General features: G+C 59.1%; 14 protein-coding genes. 7 read left to right on the forward strand and 7 right to left on the reverse strand.

The genetic code is table 11. The features are described 5' to 3' along the window. Window positions 1-10: 10 nt before the first annotated feature. A complete protein-coding gene (gene metE / locus ACP7BE_RS10130; RefSeq protein WP_426105720.1) occupies window positions 11-2,323 on the reverse strand; it encodes a 5-methyltetrahydropteroyltriglutamate--homocysteine S-methyltransferase in 2,313 nt (770 codons plus the stop codon). A gap of 107 nt (window positions 2,324-2,430) precedes the next feature. Between metE and metR the strand changes: the two genes are divergently transcribed. Continuing rightward, window positions 2,431-3,348 (forward strand): transcriptional regulator MetR, encoded by a 918-nt coding sequence (metR, locus tag ACP7BE_RS10135; protein WP_095001423.1) that lies wholly within the window; start codon window positions 2,431-2,433, stop codon window positions 3,346-3,348. 52 nt (window positions 3,349-3,400) lie between these two features. Here metR and ACP7BE_RS10140 read toward each other — a convergent pair whose 3' ends face one another. The 3 genes from ACP7BE_RS10140 to ACP7BE_RS10150 are packed head-to-tail and all read right to left on the reverse strand — an operon-like array spanning window position 3,401 to window position 5,001. After that, on the reverse strand, window positions 3,401-3,913 hold the full coding sequence (locus ACP7BE_RS10140; protein ID WP_095019472.1) for a GNAT family N-acetyltransferase: 513 nt from the start codon (window positions 3,911-3,913) through the stop codon (window positions 3,401-3,403). A gap of 12 nt (window positions 3,914-3,925) precedes the next feature. Continuing rightward, window positions 3,926-4,564, reverse strand: a complete 639-nt coding sequence (locus ACP7BE_RS10145; protein WP_095001425.1) for a LysE family translocator — start codon at window positions 4,562-4,564, stop codon at window positions 3,926-3,928. Then, entirely contained in the window at window positions 4,564-5,001 is a 438-nt protein-coding gene (locus ACP7BE_RS10150) for an NUDIX hydrolase (RefSeq protein ID WP_426105723.1), read from the reverse strand. The genes ACP7BE_RS10145 and ACP7BE_RS10150 overlap by 1 nt, the downstream gene beginning before the upstream one ends. Before the next feature lie 307 nt (window positions 5,002-5,308). On the opposite strand from ACP7BE_RS10150, the gene ACP7BE_RS10155 reads away from it, so the two are divergent. Together ACP7BE_RS10155 and ACP7BE_RS10160 are read left to right on the forward strand one after the other, a co-directional pair. Further along, complete coding sequence (locus tag ACP7BE_RS10155; protein WP_150629132.1) at window positions 5,309-6,928, forward strand: FMN-binding glutamate synthase family protein; 1,620 nt, start codon at window positions 5,309-5,311, stop codon at window positions 6,926-6,928. A 190-nt stretch (window positions 6,929-7,118) separates the two neighbouring features. Further along, on the forward strand, window positions 7,119-8,222 hold the full coding sequence (locus tag ACP7BE_RS10160; protein ID WP_133144827.1) for an OpgC domain-containing protein: 1,104 nt from the start codon (window positions 7,119-7,121) through the stop codon (window positions 8,220-8,222). A gap of 100 nt (window positions 8,223-8,322) precedes the next feature. Here the strand turns inward: ACP7BE_RS10160 and ACP7BE_RS10165 are convergent, their stop codons facing one another. Next, complete coding sequence (locus ACP7BE_RS10165) at window positions 8,323-9,729, reverse strand: amino acid permease (protein ID WP_095024189.1); 1,407 nt, start codon at window positions 9,727-9,729, stop codon at window positions 8,323-8,325. Between the two features lie 395 nt (window positions 9,730-10,124). Between ACP7BE_RS10165 and ACP7BE_RS10170 the strand changes: the two genes are divergently transcribed. The 3 genes from ACP7BE_RS10170 to ACP7BE_RS10180 all read left to right on the forward strand — a co-directional run bounded on the left by ACP7BE_RS10170 (window position 10,125) and on the right by ACP7BE_RS10180 (window position 14,706). Next, window positions 10,125-13,235: a transglycosylase domain-containing protein gene (locus tag ACP7BE_RS10170; protein ID WP_426105726.1), complete on the forward strand. Its 3,111-nt coding sequence runs from the start codon at window positions 10,125-10,127 to the stop codon at window positions 13,233-13,235. A gap of 113 nt (window positions 13,236-13,348) precedes the next feature. Then, window positions 13,349-13,927, forward strand: coding sequence for a PadR family transcriptional regulator (locus ACP7BE_RS10175; RefSeq protein ID WP_095001430.1), 579 nt, complete (start codon window positions 13,349-13,351; stop codon window positions 13,925-13,927). Next, window positions 13,924-14,706 carry a siderophore-interacting protein gene (locus ACP7BE_RS10180; RefSeq protein ID WP_426105728.1) on the forward strand — a complete coding sequence of 261 codons (783 nt, stop codon included), beginning with the start codon at window positions 13,924-13,926 and terminating at the stop codon, window positions 14,704-14,706. The genes ACP7BE_RS10175 and ACP7BE_RS10180 overlap by 4 nt, the downstream gene beginning before the upstream one ends. A gap of 156 nt (window positions 14,707-14,862) precedes the next feature. Here ACP7BE_RS10180 and ACP7BE_RS10185 read toward each other — a convergent pair whose 3' ends face one another. Together ACP7BE_RS10185 and ACP7BE_RS10190 are read right to left on the reverse strand one after the other, a co-directional pair. Further along, the gene (locus ACP7BE_RS10185) at window positions 14,863-15,504 is read right to left on the reverse strand and encodes a Pr6Pr family membrane protein (RefSeq protein ID WP_095018356.1); all 642 of its coding nucleotides are present in this window, start codon (window positions 15,502-15,504) and stop codon (window positions 14,863-14,865) included. A 7-nt stretch (window positions 15,505-15,511) separates the two neighbouring features. Beyond that, window positions 15,512-15,742, reverse strand: coding sequence for a VF530 family DNA-binding protein (locus ACP7BE_RS10190; protein ID WP_095001433.1), 231 nt, complete (start codon window positions 15,740-15,742; stop codon window positions 15,512-15,514). 218 nt (window positions 15,743-15,960) lie between these two features. Between ACP7BE_RS10190 and ACP7BE_RS10195 the strand changes: the two genes are divergently transcribed. Then, window positions 15,961-17,997, forward strand: coding sequence for a TonB-dependent receptor (locus ACP7BE_RS10195; RefSeq protein ID WP_095001434.1), 2,037 nt, complete (start codon window positions 15,961-15,963; stop codon window positions 17,995-17,997). Window positions 17,998-18,002 lie beyond the last annotated feature (5 nt).

Raw genomic sequence — 18,002 nt, forward strand, 5'->3', positions numbered from 1 at the left:
GCTATTGATCTCAAGCGGCTTGCAAGCGTAGTTGCCGTGCTGCCGCGACCATGTTGATCAGTGCCGCCTCAGTCTCGGCCCAGGCCCGGGTTTTAAGGCCGCAGTCGGGGTTGACCCATAGCCGCTCAGCGGGAATACGCTGCGCTGCCTTGCTCAGTAACTTGATCATCTCGGCCGTTTCCGGCACCCGTGGCGAGTGGATGTCATACACACCCGGGCCGATGTCGTTCGGATAGTCGAACGCTTCAAATGCATCAAGCAGTTCCATGTCCGAGCGCGAGGTTTCGATGGTGATCACGTCCGCGTCCATCGCGGCAATCGACTTGATCACATCATTGAACTCGCTGTAGCACATATGGGTGTGGATCTGGGTTTCATCCCCCACACCCGAGGCACACAGACGGAAGGCTTCCACCGCCCAGTCCAGGTATTCCTGCCACTGTGCACGGCGCAACGGCAAACCTTCACGGAACGCGGCTTCGTCGATCTGCACGATTTTGATCCCTGCCTGTTCCAGATCCACCACTTCATCGCGGATCGCCAGAGCCAGTTGTTGCGCCTGTACTTTGCGCGATACGTCTTCGCGGGGGAAGGACCACATCAGCATGGTCACCGGGCCTGTCAGCATGCCTTTCATCACCTTGTCGGTCAGGCCCTGAGCGTATTTGATCCACTCAACGGTCATGGCCTGCGGGCGGCTCAGGTCGCCGAAGATGATGGCCGGTTTTACGCAACGTGAACCGTAGCTCTGTACCCAGCCGTATTGGGTGAACACATAGCCGTCCAGTTGCTCGGCGAAATACTCGACCATGTCATTGCGCTCGGCCTCGCCGTGTACCAGTACGTCCAGACCCAAACGTTCCTGGACCAGTACAGCGTTGCGGATTTCGCTGTGCATCGCGTCGGTGTATTCGCTGGTCGACAACTTGCCTTGTTTGTAAGACTGACGCGCCAGACGAATCGAAGCAGTCTGCGGGAACGAGCCGATGGTGGTGGTCGGGAATGCCGGCAGATTCAAGCGGGCACGCTGCACTTCGATCCGTGCAGCAAAGGGTGACTGGCGCTGGCTGTCGGCGTCGGTGATCGCTGCAATACGGGCTTGTACGGCGGCCTTGTGAATACGTGGCGAGCTGGCCCGGCTTTGGTGTACGGCGCGACTTTGGGCCAGGGCTTCTTGTACCTTGGGGTCTTGCGGGATATTCAGCGCATCACGCAGCACTGCAATTTCAGCGCACTTTTGCTTGGCGAAGGCTAACCAGCTTTTCAGCTCGGCATCCAGTTTGGTTTCGCGGTCCAGATCCACCGGGCTGTGCAACAGCGAGCAGGAACCGGCTACCCACAGGTTATCGCCAAAACGCTCTTCGGCTTCCTGCAGTTGCGCCAGGGCGTTTTCCAGATCGCAGCGCCACACGTTGCGGCCATTGACCAGGCCCAGGGACAACACTTTGTAAGTCGGCAGGCGGTCCAGAATGGCATGCAACTGGTCGGGAGCACGCACCAGATCCACGTGCAGGCCATCCACCGGCAGGCCAACCGCCAGGCCGAGGTTGTCTTCCAGGCCGCTGAAGTAGGTGGCAACCAGCTTCTTGAGTGGCGAGTATTGAAGAATGTGATACGCGCGTTCAAAGGCGTTTTTCCATTCCTGTGGCAGGTCGAGCGACAGGATCGGCTCGTCGATCTGTACCCATTCCACGCCCTGCTCAGCCAGGCGGGACAGGATTTGAGCGTAAACCGGCAGCAGGTTTTCCAGCAGGTCGAGCTTGTTGAATTCGTTGCCTTTGGCCTTGCCCAGCCACAAGTAGGTCAACGGGCCAATGATCACGGGTTTGACCTTATGGCCCAGCGCCTGTGCTTCTGCCGTTTCTTCAAACAGCTCGTTCCAGCTCAGATCAAAGCGCTGGTCCTGACTGAATTCTGGTACCAGATAGTGGTAGTTGGTATCGAACCATTTGGTCAGTTCCTGGGCATACTGGCCTTTGCCGTGCTCAGCACCGCAGCAGCTCTGACTGGCACCGCGAGCCATGCCAAACAGGGTATCCAGGGTTGGCTGGCGCTGCTCGTCCAGGGTGCTGGAAAAACGCGGGGGGATCACGCCGAACGTCAATGAGTGGGTCAGCACCTGGTCGTACCAGGCAAAGTCACCGACCGGCAACAAATCGATGCCTGCGTCTTTTTGCAACTGCCAGTGGGTGGCACGCAATTGGCGGCCAACGTCTTTCAGCGCGGCCTGGTCAATATCACCCTTCCAGTAGGCTTCGAGTGCTTTTTTCAGCTCGCGGTCTGCGCCGATGCGGGGGAAACCAAGATTGTGTGCCAGGGCCATAACAACATTCCTTCGTGTAAGTAATGGCACTATTATCGACACCCGCCACAACATGAGACAAACTCAACGTTTTCGTGTTGATCATCAAAGTTACTCATGGAGCCACTGTGCTGGAAATTCGTCACCTCAAAACCCTGCACGCGTTGCGCGAGTCAGACAGTCTGGTCGAAGCAGCCGAACGCCTGCACCTGACCCAGTCCGCTTTATCCCACCAGTTCAAAGAGCTTGAAGAGCGCATGGGCATGCCCCTCTTTGTGCGCAAAACCAAACCGGTTCGCTTCACCAGCGGCGGCTTGCGCCTGCTGCAACTGGCCGATGCCATGCTGCCCCTGCTGCGCGGTGCCGAGCGCGATATCGCACGTCTGGTTGGCGGAACGGCCGGTCGTCTGCATATGGCGATTGAATGCCACAGCTGCTTCCAGTGGTTGATGCCGACCATTGACCAGTTCCGCGATGCCTGGCCCGAGGTCGAGCTGGATCTGGCATCGGGTTTTGCCTTCGCACCATTGCCGGCACTGGCCCGGGGCGATCTGGATCTGGTAGTCACGTCCGACCCGCAGGAAATCGCCGGGCTGACCTATGTGCCGCTATTTACCTATGAAGCCATGCTAGCAGTGGCCAATCAGCATCCATTGGCCAGCAAGCCATTTATCGTGCCTGAGGATTTGAGCAGCGAAATTCTGATCACTTACCCGGTGGAGCGCGATCGCCTCGACATCTTTACCCGCTTCCTGGAGCCGGCCGATGTAGAACCTGCGCAGGTTCGCACCTCGGAGCTGACAGTGATGATGATGCAGCTGGTAGCCAGCGGCCGGGGAGTCTGCGGGATGCCGCACTGGGCGCTGCATGAATACAGCTCACGGGGTTATGTGAAGGCCAAACGCCTGGGCGAGAAAGGCCTGTTTGCGACACTCTACGCCGCGATTCGCGCCGACATGCTGGATGCACCTTATATGCGCGACTTTTTGCTGACAGCCAAGGACACGTCATTTTCGACGCTGGATGGAGTGAGTGCGGTTCGCTGACAACGGCAAGGCAGTTTGGGAGCGGGCTTGCCCGCTCCCACCCAGAGCCCGGTCAGCTCTCTTCTATATTGACCAACCGGCGCATATGCACCCGGTCGTAATAGGCCTCCCCCACCCGAATTGCGCAGTCTTCCAGCCCAGACTGTGCAAAACCGCAGCGCTGGTACAACGCCAGTGCAGCATCGCTGTTAGCGCTGACCGTCAGTTCGATCACCTTGGTTTCGGGCTCTTGCTCAGCCAGTGAAACCACCGCCTGCACCAGATGCTCCCCCAGCCCTTGCCCACGAAAAGCCTGCGACACATACAAACCAAACAACGTGGTCTTGTGCCGGGCATCTTCCCAGGGTTCGAATGCCAGGCCGACAATGCCCACCAGTCGGGAATCGACAAAAGCACCGAACAGGGCGCTCAGTTCATCGTCCAGTTTTGCTTCCCACCAGCTCAGCGGTAACTTCTCACGTTGGGTTATGGAGGATACAAAAGCCTCGGGGTGCTGCGCATAAGCCTCAAGCATCAGTTGGCGATAAGCCTTGGCGTTTGCGGGTTCAAGCAGTTCTATAGCCATTACGGGTCCAGGTCATACGGTTTTACGTTGTTCCAGCATCAGCCTCACCGCCAGTGCGGCCAGCACACCGCCCATCACATAGCGCTGCACGGCCAGCCATAGCGGGTTGCGTACAAACCACACGGCAATACCGCTGGCAAACAGCGCGATCAGCAGGTTAACCGTGAAGCTGACGCTGATTTGAGTCAGGCCCAATACAATACTCTGAGTGAACATCGAACCGTGTTCCGGGTTGATGAATTGCGGGAAAACCGACAGATAGAACACCGCCACCTTGGGGTTGAGTACGCTGGTCATAAAGCCCATCGTCAGTAGCTTCGGCATGGCATCCGGCGCCAGGTCCCGGGCTTCGAACGGTGAGCTGGCACCCGGGCGTACAGCTTGCCAGGCCATCCACAGCAGATACAGGGCGCCCGCCCACTTGAGTGCCTCATAGGCCATCGGTACAGCCATAAATACCGCCGTCAAACCCGCAGCGGCGGCAAACATGTGCACGAAAAAACCCGCCACCACCCCGAGCAACGATGTGACGCCTGCCTTGCGCCCCTGGCAGATGGAGCGCGAGATCAGGTAGATCATGTTCGGCCCTGGCGTCAGCACCAACAGCAGGCAGGCCGCAGCAAAAATCAGCAATTCATGGGCTGGAATCATCAGGCCGTCCGGGACTGCAAGGCATTGCGATAAAACGGCAGGACCAGATCCCGGGTCAACGGCGCCAGTACCAGGCCGCCATCGCCCTCGGGGTCGATCCACTGCACTTCTTCAATTTCTGCCGCTGCCACCACGGGCTGACTGATATGCACCAGGAACAGCTCGGCCTGTACCTCAAAACCCGGTTCGTTGACCGCAGGGGCAGCAGAATGGCCCAGCCAGGTCGCGCTGGCCGGGTCGATCACCAAAGCCAGCTCCTCTTCCAGCTCACGGGCCAGGGCGTCGACCGGCTGCTCACCGGCATCGATCTTGCCGCCGGGTTGCATAAAGGCCTGGGTGCCGCGCTTGCGCACCAGCAGGGTCCGCCCATCGAGGCCAATCACTACGGCAGCGGCAATACGAATGATTCTGGAGGTTGCGGGTTCAAATGAGGTCACGGAATTCGGCCAACAAAACAGTAAGGTCAAGAAGGATTGCACGACCCAACGCCTCTGAAAATACATAGATGTCACTTTTACCCGAGCCTTCTGTATGAAGTGCCCGACTTTGGTCGGGATGCTGCCACAGATGAAATCCCGTTCAATGAATAATCTGATAGGGAGTTGGCATTTGCTTGATAGATGACCAACACTCCCCCCAGCAAACCTCCGACTCAAAGAGAGGGTTCTATTGTCCTTTTTCTGTTCTTGACCACGCCAGGCATCGCCGCCCGGCGGAACAGACCAGCCTGAAACAGGAAACCGTATGAGCCTGTCACTGTTAAGCCGTTATGCGTTTTTTGCATTCTGCGTCATCTTCACCCTCGCCAGCCTGCCCTTTATGCACCATGAGTGGCTGTGGCCCTTCACGGCCGTGACACTGGCCTTGAGCCTGCTGGGGATTTTCGATTTGCTGCAAAGCCCCCACGCCGTGCGTCGCAACTACCCGATCCTGGGCAATATTCGCTATCTGGTGGAAGCCATCCGCCCAGAGATTCGCCAATACCTGCTGGAATCTGACAGCGATGCGCTGCCCTTCTCACGGGCGCAACGTTCGTTGGTGTACTCACGAGCCAAGAATGAGAGTGCCGACAAGCCTTTCGGCACTCTGGTTGACGTTTACCAGCCCGGCTTTGAATTTATCGGCCACTCCATGCGCCCGGCCCCGTTGACCGACCCCAGCAGCTTTCGCATCGTGGTGGGCGGCCCGCAATGCAGCCAGCCGTACTCGGCGTCGATCTTCAATATTTCAGCCATGAGCTTTGGCTCGCTGAGCGCCAACGCCATCCGCGCCCTCAATCAAGGTGCCAAGCTCGGTAACTTTGCCCACGACACGGGTGAAGGCAGTATCAGTTCCTATCACCGTGAGCATGGTGGTGACCTGACCTGGGAACTGGGCAGTGGCTACTTCGGTTGCCGCACTTCGGACGGGCGTTTCGACCCTGAGCGTTTTGCCGCCCAGGCTCGCACGCCACAAGTGCGGATGATCGAAATCAAAATGAGCCAGGGCGCCAAACCAGGCCATGGCGGTATCCTGCCCAAGCATAAAGTGACCGCGGAAATCGCCGAAACCCGCGGTGTGCCCATGGGTGAAGACTGCATCTCGCCTTCGCGCCACAGCGCCTTTTCAACGCCTATCGAGCTGATGCAATTTATCGCGCAGTTGCGTGAGCTGTCCGGCGGCAAGCCCGTAGGCTTCAAGTTTTGCCTGGGTCACCCGTGGGAATTTATGGGCATTGCCAAGGCCATGCTGGAAACCGGTATCCTGCCGGACTTTATCGTGATTGATGGCAAGGAAGGCGGCACCGGCGCGGCGCCCGTAGAATTCACCGACCATATTGGCGCACCGCTGCGCGAAGGCTTGTTGTTCGTACACAACACCCTGGTGGGCCTGAACCTGCGTGACAAGATCAAGCTCGGCGCCAGCGGCAAGATTGTCAGCGCATTCGATATTGCCAGCGTGCTGGCCATCGGTGCCGACTGGGCCAACTCGGCGCGAGGCTTCATGTTTGCCATTGGCTGCATTCAGTCGCAGAGTTGCCATACCAACAAGTGCCCCACCGGCGTGGCCACCCAGGACACCTTGCGCCAGCGAGCGCTTGTAGTGCCGGACAAGGCCCAACGGGTTGTGCAGTTCCACCAGAACACCCTCAAGGCCCTGGCCGAAATGCTGGCTGCGGCTGGCCTGGAGCATCCGGCGCAGCTCAAGGCCAAGCACCTGGTACGACGCATGTCCGCCACCGAAATCAAACTGTTCTCACAGTTGCATGTGTTCCTCAAGCCCGGCGAACTGCTCACCGGCGAGGTCAATGGCGAGTTCTATTCGCGCATGTGGCAAATGGCCCGTTCGGACAGCTTTGAGGCCAACGAAATAGCGGCGGCCTGACGGCCCACCAGCAGGCCGCGCTGAAATAAGGCGCTGGCGGGTGTGTTCGAGCAGTAGCTCGAGACATTCAGTAATATCCAACCTTTGCATTTAACCCGTAATACCATCACCCTGCGCGCCGCCGATACGCGGCGCGCAACCTCCGCTGCGCCCGTCGGTCTTAATTAAACCCTTTGTTTGAGTACTCGCCGTGACGCTGAACGGACGCGACCACCGCATCGATTTTTTTCGCGGGCTGGCGCTGATTTTTATTTTTTGGGACCACATCCCGCACAACCCGCTGGCCGAATTTACGGTGCGCAATTTCGGCTTCAGCGATGCTGCGGAGATTTTTGTATTTCTGGCCGGTTATGCCGCCGTGCTGGCCTACGGCAAAATCGCTCAACGTGACGGTTTGTTGGTCGCCAGCGTGAAGATCCTGCGCCGCGCCTGGGTGCTGTATGTGGTGCATATCTTCCTGCTGGCGGTGCTGATGGGCATCGTGTTTTTTGCCAACAACCATGTCGAAACCCGTGACCTGGTGCAGGAAATGGGCCTGCAGTACTTCCTGAGCAATCCGCAACAGGCCCTCACCGACGAACTGCTGCTGCGCTTCAAACCCAACCTGATGGACCCGCTGCCGCTGTATATCGTGCTGTTGCTGGGTTTGCCGCTGGTGCTGCCGATGCTGCTGCGCAAGGCAGGCTATGTGGTTGCCGCGTCCCTGGCCCTGTACTTGCTGGCGCCGGTGTGGAACCTCGCGGCTCAGGAAGGCGGCGTGTGGTTTTTCAACCCTATGGCCTGGCAGTTTCTGTTTATTCTGGGCGGTGCAGCGGCGATCCACGGGCAGCAACCCAAGGCTGCGCAAAACCGTCCCCTGTCGCGTCAACCGGTGTTTTTGGGAGCAGTACTCTATCTGCTGGTGACCGGCCTGCTGGCACTGTCATGGCGATGGCCGCAGTTTCACGATGCGCTCATGCCGCTCTGGCTGGGCGAGTACCTGTACCCGATCAGCAAGACCAACCTTTCACCGGTACGCCTGCTGCATTTTCTGGCCCTGGCTTATGTGGCGGCCAAAGTGGTGCCCCACGGCAACTGGCTGAATAACCGGTTGGCCCGCCAGGCATGCCGCATGGGCCGCTATTCGCTGGAAGTGTTCTGTCTGGGAGTGATCCTGGCGCCGTTGGCTGACATGCTCAATGCGCTGGGCGGTGACGGGTTTGTCGTAAAGGTATTCAGCGCCCTGATGGGCGTGGGGATCATGGCCGTGCTGGCGGCCTGGCTGGACTGGAACAAGCGTCTGAACCGCAAGTAGCGAAAGCTGTTGTGGGAGCGGGCTTGCTCGCGATGGGAACGCCGCGGTTGGTCTGACCAACCGAGGTGCTTTTATCGCGAGCAAGCCCGCTTCTCCATTGTCAGTGGGTCTGCGTGCGCTGCGTAGGCTGCAGCTTGAACACATAGAACAGCACGGTCAGCAGGATCAGGAAGGCTGGGCCTACAAACAGTGCGATTCGGGTTTCTTCGAAGTAGGCCATCAACCCGACCACCATAAACAAGAACCCCAATGCCGCGTAAGAGCTGTACGGGTACAACCACATACGGTACTTCAGGGCTGCCGCTTCCTGCGGGCTCAGGCTCTTGCGGAAGCGCAGTTGCGCCAGCAGGATCATCAACCAGGTCCAGATTGCGCCAAAGGTGGCAATGGCCGTCACCCAGACAAACACCTTCTCCGGCGCCATATAGTTGAGCACAACCCCCAGCAGCAGCACGGCAATCGACAGCAGCAACGCCTGACGCGGCACACCGTTTTTCGCAGTGGTGGCGAAGTTGGCCGGGGCCTGGCCGTTTTGCGCCAGGCTGTAGAGCATGCGACCGGTGCTGAAAATGCCGCCGTTGCACGACGACAATGCCGCAGTAATCACCACAAAGTTGATAATGCCTGCTGCCGTCTTGATGCCCAGACGTTCAAAGGTCATTACAAACGGGCTGCCCGAGGTGCCGATTTCGTTCCATGGGTAGATGGACAGAATCACGAACAGTGCGCCGACGTAGAACAGCAGAATGCGCCAGAACACCGAGCCAATCGCACTCGGAATGGTCTTTTGCGGGTTCTTGGCTTCGCCGGCAGTCAGGCCGATCATCTCGACGCCCAGGTAGGCGAACATCACCATCTGCAAGGACATCAATACGCCCTGGATCCCGTTGGGCAAAAAACCACCGTGAGCCCAGAGGTTGGAAATACCCAGAGCGACTCCGTTATTGCCGAAGCCGAACGCGATAATGCCGATACCGCCGAAGACCATCGCAATGATGGTGACGATCTTGATCAGGGCAAACCAGAACTCGAACTCGCCAAACGCCTTGACCGCGATCAGGTTGATCGAGCCCATGCTGATCAGCGCCGCCAGGGCCCAGATCCAGCGCGGTACATCGGGGAACCAGATGCCCATGTACACCGCCACGGCGGTGATTTCCGCGACACAGGTCACCAGCCACAGGAACCAGTAGTTCCAGCCGGTCAGAAACCCGGCCAACGGGCCGAGGTAGTCCTGCGCGTAGCGGCTGAACGAACCGGCTACCGGGTTGTGCACGGCCATTTCGCCCAGTGCACGCATGATCACCAAAATGGCCAGGCCGCCGATGATGTAGGACAGCATGATGGCCGGGCCGGCCATTTCGATTGCTTTGGCCGAGCCCAGGAACAGGCCTACGCCGATACAGGCACCAAGCGCCATCAGGCGAATGTGGCGCTCGCCCAGTTCGCGTTTGAGTGGACCGCCCTGCACGCTATCTACGTGGGGCTGGTGGTTGCCGACTGGCATAAAAGTACAACCTCGTATTGTTATTGGGTATCCATCAACAGAGCCTTCGAAAAGACGGGCGGGTTACCTGTCTTGCCCCCCTGACCGGCCTGGACCTTGTAGGTCGGTAGGTCAAAAGAGAAATGCCCTGCTGAGATCGGCGGCGAGTATTGCACAGCGTTGGTGCACAGTCATGCCCCTACCTAGGACCTATTTACCTGCCGCAAAGGCTCTATTCCTGCACTTACATGGGTAAGCCACGTTGTGGATGCATCCCGACCCTGGATTTATGAGAGCCATTCAGCAGACCGTGCCTATAGAAACACCAGATAAGCCTCACAAATTTTTCACCTGAATCTGCCAGCGTCTACGCTTCTATCAAGCGCAACCAATATGCGTACCTGGATCTGTCGACTATGGGCGTACTGTGGAACTCCAACTCCAGCAAGACGAGGGTGTCATCAGCTGTAACGGACGATGCCGCACCTGCGCCACAACCTCCTGAGCCCAGGCGTTATGGATGGTTTGTGCTCGGGCTTGGGGTCCTGGCCGTCCTGGTTGTGCTGTGGTTTGTGATGGCCCAGGAGGTGCGCAGTTCCAAGTTGCAAGCCCGCGAGTTCAGCCGTTTTGCTGCGTCGCTCAGCTATTCGATGCACGAAGGGCCCAGCAACGCGATGCTTTATCCCGGCGCAGGCCCTTTCGATAAACGCTTGGGTTACAGCGCACTGGGCGACTTTCTGGCACGCCTTCAAAAACGTGATTACGTCATTACTCAACAAAGCCGCTTTTCACCAGCGCTCTTGAGCTATAGCGAGAAAGGGTTTTTCGTACCCTATTCAGAAAAAATTCAGACCGGACTCTCGATCACCGACTGCGCTGGCAGTTCGCTTTATCAGTACAAGTACCCGCAGCAGTTGTATCCCAGCTTTGCAAGCATCCCCCCGCTGGTGGTTCACAGTTTGCTGTTTATCGAAAACCGCAACCTGCTCAACCCTGATGAACCCCAGGCCAACCCTGCCGTGGACTGGCCGCGCTTTGCCATGGCGGCCTACTCCCAGGCTGCAAAACTGCTGCACTTGCCGGGGCAATCGGCGGGCGGCAGTACCCTGGCGACGCAACTGGAAAAGTATCGGCACTCTCCCGATGGGCTGACGCTCTCAGGCGGCGAAAAATTGCGCCAGATGGTTTCTGCCAGCGTGCGTGCCTATCAGAACGGCCCGCAAACCCTGCCAGCCCGGCAAAAGGTGGTGCGTGATTACCTCAACAGCGTGCCACTGTCGGCGGTGCCTGGCCACGGCGAGGTTCACGGCATGGCCGAAGGGTTGCGGGTGTGGTACGGCGCCGATTTCAATCAGATCAACCAGCAACTGAGCAGTACCGCCACTGACCCAAAAAGCCTCGCATCAAGAGGCCTGGCCCTGCGTGAAGTGCTGTCGCTGATGATCGCCCAACGTCGGCCCTCACACTACCTGGCCAAGGGCCGTGATGAGCTCGCGCAACTGACCGACAGCCATATCCGCCTGCTGGCGCAGAACAATGTGATCGACCCGGCCCTGACCGCCGCCGCGCTGGCCAGCCGCGTGACTTACCGCGACTGGGCGCAGGCGCCAACCCTGCAACCCAATGAAACCAACAAGGGCATCAGCGTAGCCCGCAGCCGCCTTTCGGTGCTGCTCAAACGCCCGCTGTATGACCTCGACCGCCTGGACCTGTCTGCCACCAGCACCTTGCAGGGCGACTTGCAGGGCCAGGTCAGTGACTACCTGCGCCAGCTGGCAAACCCGGCATTTGCCGGCAAAATCGGCCTGCTCGGCCCCTACCTGCTAACGCCCACCAGTACCGCGCAAGTGCGCTACAGCTTCACCCTGTTTGAACTTACGCCGGACGGCGCCCGCGCCCGGGTGCAGACCGACAGCACCGACCAGCCCTTCGATATAAATGAAGGCAGCAAACTGGAACTGGGCTCCACCGCCAAACTGCGGGTGTTGACCACCTATCTGCAGATCATTGCCGAGCTGCATGACCGTTACGGCGGCCAGCCTGGCACGACGCTGAAAAAAATCCCCATCACCCACCAGGATCCGCTGACCCGCTGGGCACTGGCGTACCTGATCGAAAACCCCGGAGCACAACTGACACCCATGCTGGATGCCGCACTCAACCGTCAGTACTCGGCCAACCCCGGCGAAGGCTTTTTTACCGGTGGCGGCATGCATCACTTCCACAACTTTCGCAGCCAGGACAACAACCGCATCGCGACGCTGCGCGATTCGATCCGTGAATCGATCAACCTCCCCTTTGTGCGCCTGATGCGCGACGTGGTGCGCTACACCAGCTATCAGTCGCCGAGCAATAACGCGGACCTGCTCAGTGACGACAGCAACCCGATGCGCCAGGAATACCTCAGTCGTTTCGCCGACCGCGAAGGCACCACCTTCATGCTCAAGTTCTGGAAAAAATACCGCGGGAAAGACTCAAAGGCCCGCCTTGATACCTTCCTGGACAGCATGCACCCCACCGCCATTCGCATGTCGGCAGTGCATCGTTACCTGTTCCCCCATGCCGATCAGGCTACCTTCAACCGCTTCGTGCGCTCGCATCTGACTAACGACAAGATCACCGACGAGCGTCTGGACAAGTTGTACCAAGGCTATGGCCCCGGCGCTTACAACCTGCCTGACCAGGGCTATATCGCCAAAGTCCACCCGCTGGATCTGTGGTTACTGGGGTATTTGCTCAATGACCCGCAGGCCACCTTCCAGCAAGCTGTCGACGCCAGCGAACATGAGCGTCAGGAAGTTTACAGCTGGCTGTTTAAAAGCCGGCACAAGAGCGCCCGCGACAGCCGCATCCGCACCATGCTGGAGATCGAAGCCTTCCTTGATATCCATCAGCGCTGGCAAAAAGTCGGCTACCCCTTCGACCACCTGGTGCCGTCTCTTGCCACCGCACTGGGCAGTTCGGGGGATCGCCCGGCGGCACTTTCCGAGCTGATGGGCATTATCCTTAACGATGGCGTACGTTTGCCGGTATTACGCATTGATACCCTGCATTTCGCCGCAGATACTCCCTATGAAACCCGCCTGGTCAACGACCCTGACGCAGGCGTAAGGGTCATGCCCAGCGAAGTAGCCACGGCACTGCGCGAAGCCCTGTCGCAAGTGGTGGATGCCGGTACGGCGCGACGGGTATCGGGCAGTTTCAAGCTCGACGACGGCACACCCCTGGCCATGGGCGGCAAGACCGGCACCGGCGACAACCGCATCGAAAGCATGGGTGCTGGCGGACGTATCCTTAGCTCCAAGTCGATCAATCGCACGGCGACCTTCGTGTTTTATATCGGCGAGCATCACTTCGGCACCTTGACTGCGTTCGTTCCCGGACGCTCGGCCGAGGCTTTCAAATTCACCTCGGCACTGCCGGTGCAAGTGCTCAAGGGCATGGCACCGATCCTTACGCCGTATCTGCAACCAGGCACCAACACCTTGTGCCTGGCACCTGCGCCAGTACACACCGCAGCGAAATAGCCAAGCTGTGGGAGCGCTCCCATTGAGAATCATTACCGTTCGTCGACTGGGTTTTTACATTTCTTAAGATATATCTTAAGTTATGTCTAACTTAATGAGAGAGCGAAAAAACAATGAGAGACCATCATCCCCATCACCGCGAACATGGCGCGGGTCAAGACGGCTTCGAGAAACGCCCCGGTCGCGAACGCGGTGGCCGCGGCCCCCGGGTTTTTGCCCCGGGCGATCTGAAATTATTGCTGTTGGCGCTGATCGCCGAGCAGCCCTGCCACGGCTACGACCTGATCCGCCAGATCGAAGGTTTGTTCGACGGTGCCTACAGCCCCAGCCCTGGCGTGATCTACCCCACGCTGACCTTCCTTGAAGAGAGCGAGCTGATTCAGGGCGACGCCGAAGGCGGAAAAAAACGCTATACCGTGACCGATGCCGGTCGCCAGTACCTGACCGATCAGGCGGTAGCACTCGATGGCGTGCGGATGCGCATCGACGTCAGCAAGCGCTCACTGCGCGGCCATGATCGCCCGGCCGAGATTCACGAGGCGGTGCACAACCTGCGCCATGCCCTGCAAATGCACCACGGTCGCTGGAGCCCGGCAGAAATCCTGCGGGTACGCGACTTGCTCAACAACACCGCCAAAGCCATCGTCGATGGCCCTGTATCTGCCCAGCCTGCGCAGGAGAACGCTGAATGAATGCTGCCACACCCCAGACCATTCACCGGGTCATGCATGAAATCAAACGTCGTAAACTCGAAGTGCTGCGCGTGGTCGACCTGACCCCGCGCATGCGCCGAATTACCGTTGGCGGCCCACAGCTGGCGGGGTTTGTCAGCCTGGGCAGCGATGACCATGTAAAGCTGTTTTTTCCGCAGACCGCCGAAGAACAGGCAGCGCTGGAAACCCTGGAACTGAGCGCCGGGCAAAAAGGTGGCATGCCGCCGATGCGCGACTACACCCCACGCCGTTTTGACTTGAACACCTTTGAGCTGGACATCGATTTTGTCCTGCACGGTGACGGCCCGGCAGCCACTTGGGCCGCCCACGCCACGCCAGGGCAGTATCTGCATATCGGCGGGCCGCGCGGTTCGATGGTAGTACCGGACATCTTTGACAGCTACCTGCTGATCGGTGACGAAACCGCGCTGCCGGCCATTGCCCGGCGCCTTGAAGAGCTGCCTGCCAACCGCCGTGCCCTGGTGGTGATCGAGGTCGAAAACGCGCTTGAAGAACAACCCCTGCACAGCGCCGCAGCGGTCGAAGTGATCTGGGTACACCGTGATGTACCGGGCGAGGACCTGCTTAAAACCGTCGAAGCACTGAGCATCCCCGAAGGTGCGCTGTACACCTGGGTGGCCACCGAAAGCGCGCTGTCGCGCAAAGTGCGCCGAGTGCTGCTGGACACCCATGGCCTGAACGAAGAATTCGTCAAGGCTGTGGGCTACTGGCGCCTGGATGGCAGTACCGAAGAGTAATTGCTCCTACACCCCGTAGCAGCTGCCGAAGGAACGTGGCTGGGTTCGGCGACGTAGTCGTCGCAATATCAGACACCACGCTGAGCCAGTTAACCCCGGTTCTCAGTGTATACGACTGCTTCGCAGCCGAACGCAGCCTCGTTCCTTCGGCAACTGCTACAAGTACTTGCGCCCCCTGAGACGATCCACCGCCACCACCCCCAATGCCACCGCCACAAACCCCGCCAGAATTCCGCCAGCATTGATAAACGTCTGCCAATAGCCCAGTTTTTCGACATCGACAAACGGATACGGGTACACACCCAGCAGGTGCCCACGCAACAGGATGTAGGCGAAATACAGCAGCGGATACAGCATCCAGAGTCCGATATGGCTCACGCGCAATAACCCCTTGGGCACGTAAAACCACCAGTACAGCGTAAACAGCACCGGCATCACGTCATGCAATATTTCATTGGCTAGCCATTGCAGACCTTCAGGCTGCCAGAGTTGGCGCAGCAACAGGCTATACGCCGCTCCCACCACGATAATGCTGACAGCAATGCCGCTGCTAACCCACGGTTGCAAGAAAAACGCCCTGGCTTTTGACGGGGGGGTATCGGCTGCACAGGTCAGTACGCTGGCGGCCAGGGTGTTGGTCAAAATGGTGAAAAAACTGAAATAGCTCACCAGCCCACCCACCACACTTGCACCGCTCTGCCAGCGGGCGAACAGTACCAGCTCAAGCTGAATCGCCAGGCCGCTCCAGCCCAGGATCGCCAGCAGCAGGCAGAGCCTGTGCCTGGACAACGCACTCATGTGCCGGTCAAAGCTCGCGCTTGGTACGGGCGTATTTCACATAGAGCTTTTCGACCTTTTCCCGCGCCCAAGGGGTTTTGCGCAGGAACGTCAAACTCGACTTGATACTCGGGTCGCTCTTGAAGCAGCGAATATCAATGCGCTCGGCCAGCCCCTGCCACTGGTAATGCGCCACCAGCGCAGTGAGGATCTGTTCCAGCGTCACGCCGTGCAATGGGTTGTTGTTGGGTTCAGTCATGCCGGGCCTTTAAAGCAAAAGAGAGAAAGCCGCGCACCTTAGCCGAGCACCTGCTCAGGGGGAAGTGCATTCGCCAAGCAACCAGTCTAGCCGTGTCCCGGGGCAGAAATGAAAGTTCCGCTTTGACAGATTAAAGTGATGTTATATTGTAACTATACCTGTCCAGTCAAAGAGCGCTCAGCGCCGCTTTCTTTCGTCACCCTGCCAAGGAACTTGTAATGTCCTCCCCTGCACTCCCGCGTCACTTGCGTCGCCTTCGTCTAACGCCGCTCGCCACCGCACTGCTGCTCGCCTCCCCGGCCTACGCCCTCGATCTGCCCCAGCAAGTCATTACCGGCAACCCCTTGGGCAACACCCAGCTGGCCTCACCCACAACGGTACTGGAAGGCGACGACCTGACCCTTAATCAGCAAGGCAGCCTGGGCGAAACCCTCAACAAACAACCCGGCGTGTCTTCGTCCTACTTCGGCCCGGGCGCTAGCCGACCGATCATTCGCGGCCTGGATGGCGACCGTATTCGCATCTTGCGCAACGGCGTCGGCGCTCTGGATGCCTCATCGCTGTCTTATGACCACGCGGTACCGCTGGACCCGGTCAACGTTGAACGAATCGAAATTGTTCGCGGCCCTGCCGCCCTGTTGTACGGCGGCAACGCCATCGGCGGCGTGGTCAACACCTTCGACAACCGTATCCCCACCACCGCCATCGACGGCATTCACGGGGCAGGCGAACTGCGCTACGGCGGTGCCGACACCACCCGCAGCAGCGCGGGCAAGCTGGAAGCCGGTGATGGCACCTTCGCCCTGCATCTGGATGCCAACGCCCGCGAGTTCAACGACCTGAAAATCCCCGGCTATGCCCGCAGCCGTCATGCCCCCGAAAGCGAAGACGGTGACGAGAAAAAAGGCCGTCTGGGTAACAGCAATGGCCGGCAGGACGGCGGTGCCGTGGGCGGTTCCTACACCTGGGAAGATGGTTACGCAGGCTTGTCGTACAGCACTTACGACGCCAACTACGGCTCACCGGCCGAGCAGGACGTACGCATCCGCATGAAGCAGGATCACTACGCCTTTGCCTCCGAAATCCGCAACCTGCAAGGCCCGTTCAGCTCGCTGAAAATAGATGCCGGCTACACCGATTACGAGCACCGCGAAATCGAGGGCGGCGAAGTCGGCACCACGTTCAAGAACAAGGGCTACGAAGCCCGCGTTGAAGCCCGCCATGTACCGATCGGCCCGGTTGAGGGTGTCATTGGCGCACAGGTCAATCGCAACGAATTTTCGGCCCTTGGTGAAGAAGCTTTCGTACCGCAAACCGACACCAACAGCGGCGCCCTGTTTGTGCTTGAAGAACTGCAGGCCACCGAGCGCCTCAAACTGAGCCTCGGCGGGCGCCTTGAGCGCACCGTGGTCGACCCGGACGCCAAGGGCAATGAGCGCTTTGCCGCGGCGGACCGTTCAAGGAGCTTCACGGCGGGCAGCCTGTCTTCAGGCGCCGTGTTCACCCTCACCCCGATCTGGTCGCTGGCGGCCACCCTGGGCTACACCGAACGCGCACCAACGTTCTACGAGCTGTACGCCAATGGCGCCCACGTCGCTACCGGCACCTATGAAGTAGGTAACGCCAATCTGTCGAAGGAAAAAGCCGTATCCAGCGACCTGGCCCTGCGCTTCGACAATGGCACCCACAATGGCAGCATCGGGGTGTTCTACAGCCACTTCTCCAATTACATCGGTCTGCTGGGTACAGGTCGTACACTGAACGACGAAGGCGAGCCAGACGCCGACGGCATTCCGGAATACACCTATTCCGGGGTTAGGGCGCGTTTCACCGGCTTTGAGGCCAAGGATCACTGGAAGCTCGGAGAAAGTGCCTATGGCAAGTTTGCACTGGAACTGTCGGGCGACTACACCCGCGCCACCAACCTCGACACCGGCGAAGCCTTGCCGCGGATTGCCCCGCTGCGCCTGAGCAGCGGCTTGCTGTGGGAAATGGACCGCTGGCAAGCGCGGGTTGACGTCGAACATGCCAGCAATCAGGGCCGTGTGCCGGCCAACGAATCGGGCACTGATGGCTACACCACTCTGGGCGCCAGTGCCGGTTATCACTTCGATGTGGGCAGCAGCCAGTGGCTGGCGTTTGTCAAAGGCGACAACCTGACCAACCAGACCGTGCGTTATGCCAGTTCTATTTTACGTGACATCGCCCCCGCACCGGGGCGCGGTATCGAGGTAGGCCTGCGCACCACGTTCTAAGCTGC

This window comes from Pseudomonas sp. TWR1-1-3 (genome assembly GCF_049896805.1).
GTDB classification, from domain to species: Bacteria; Pseudomonadota; Gammaproteobacteria; order Pseudomonadales; family Pseudomonadaceae; genus Aquipseudomonas; species Aquipseudomonas bubulae.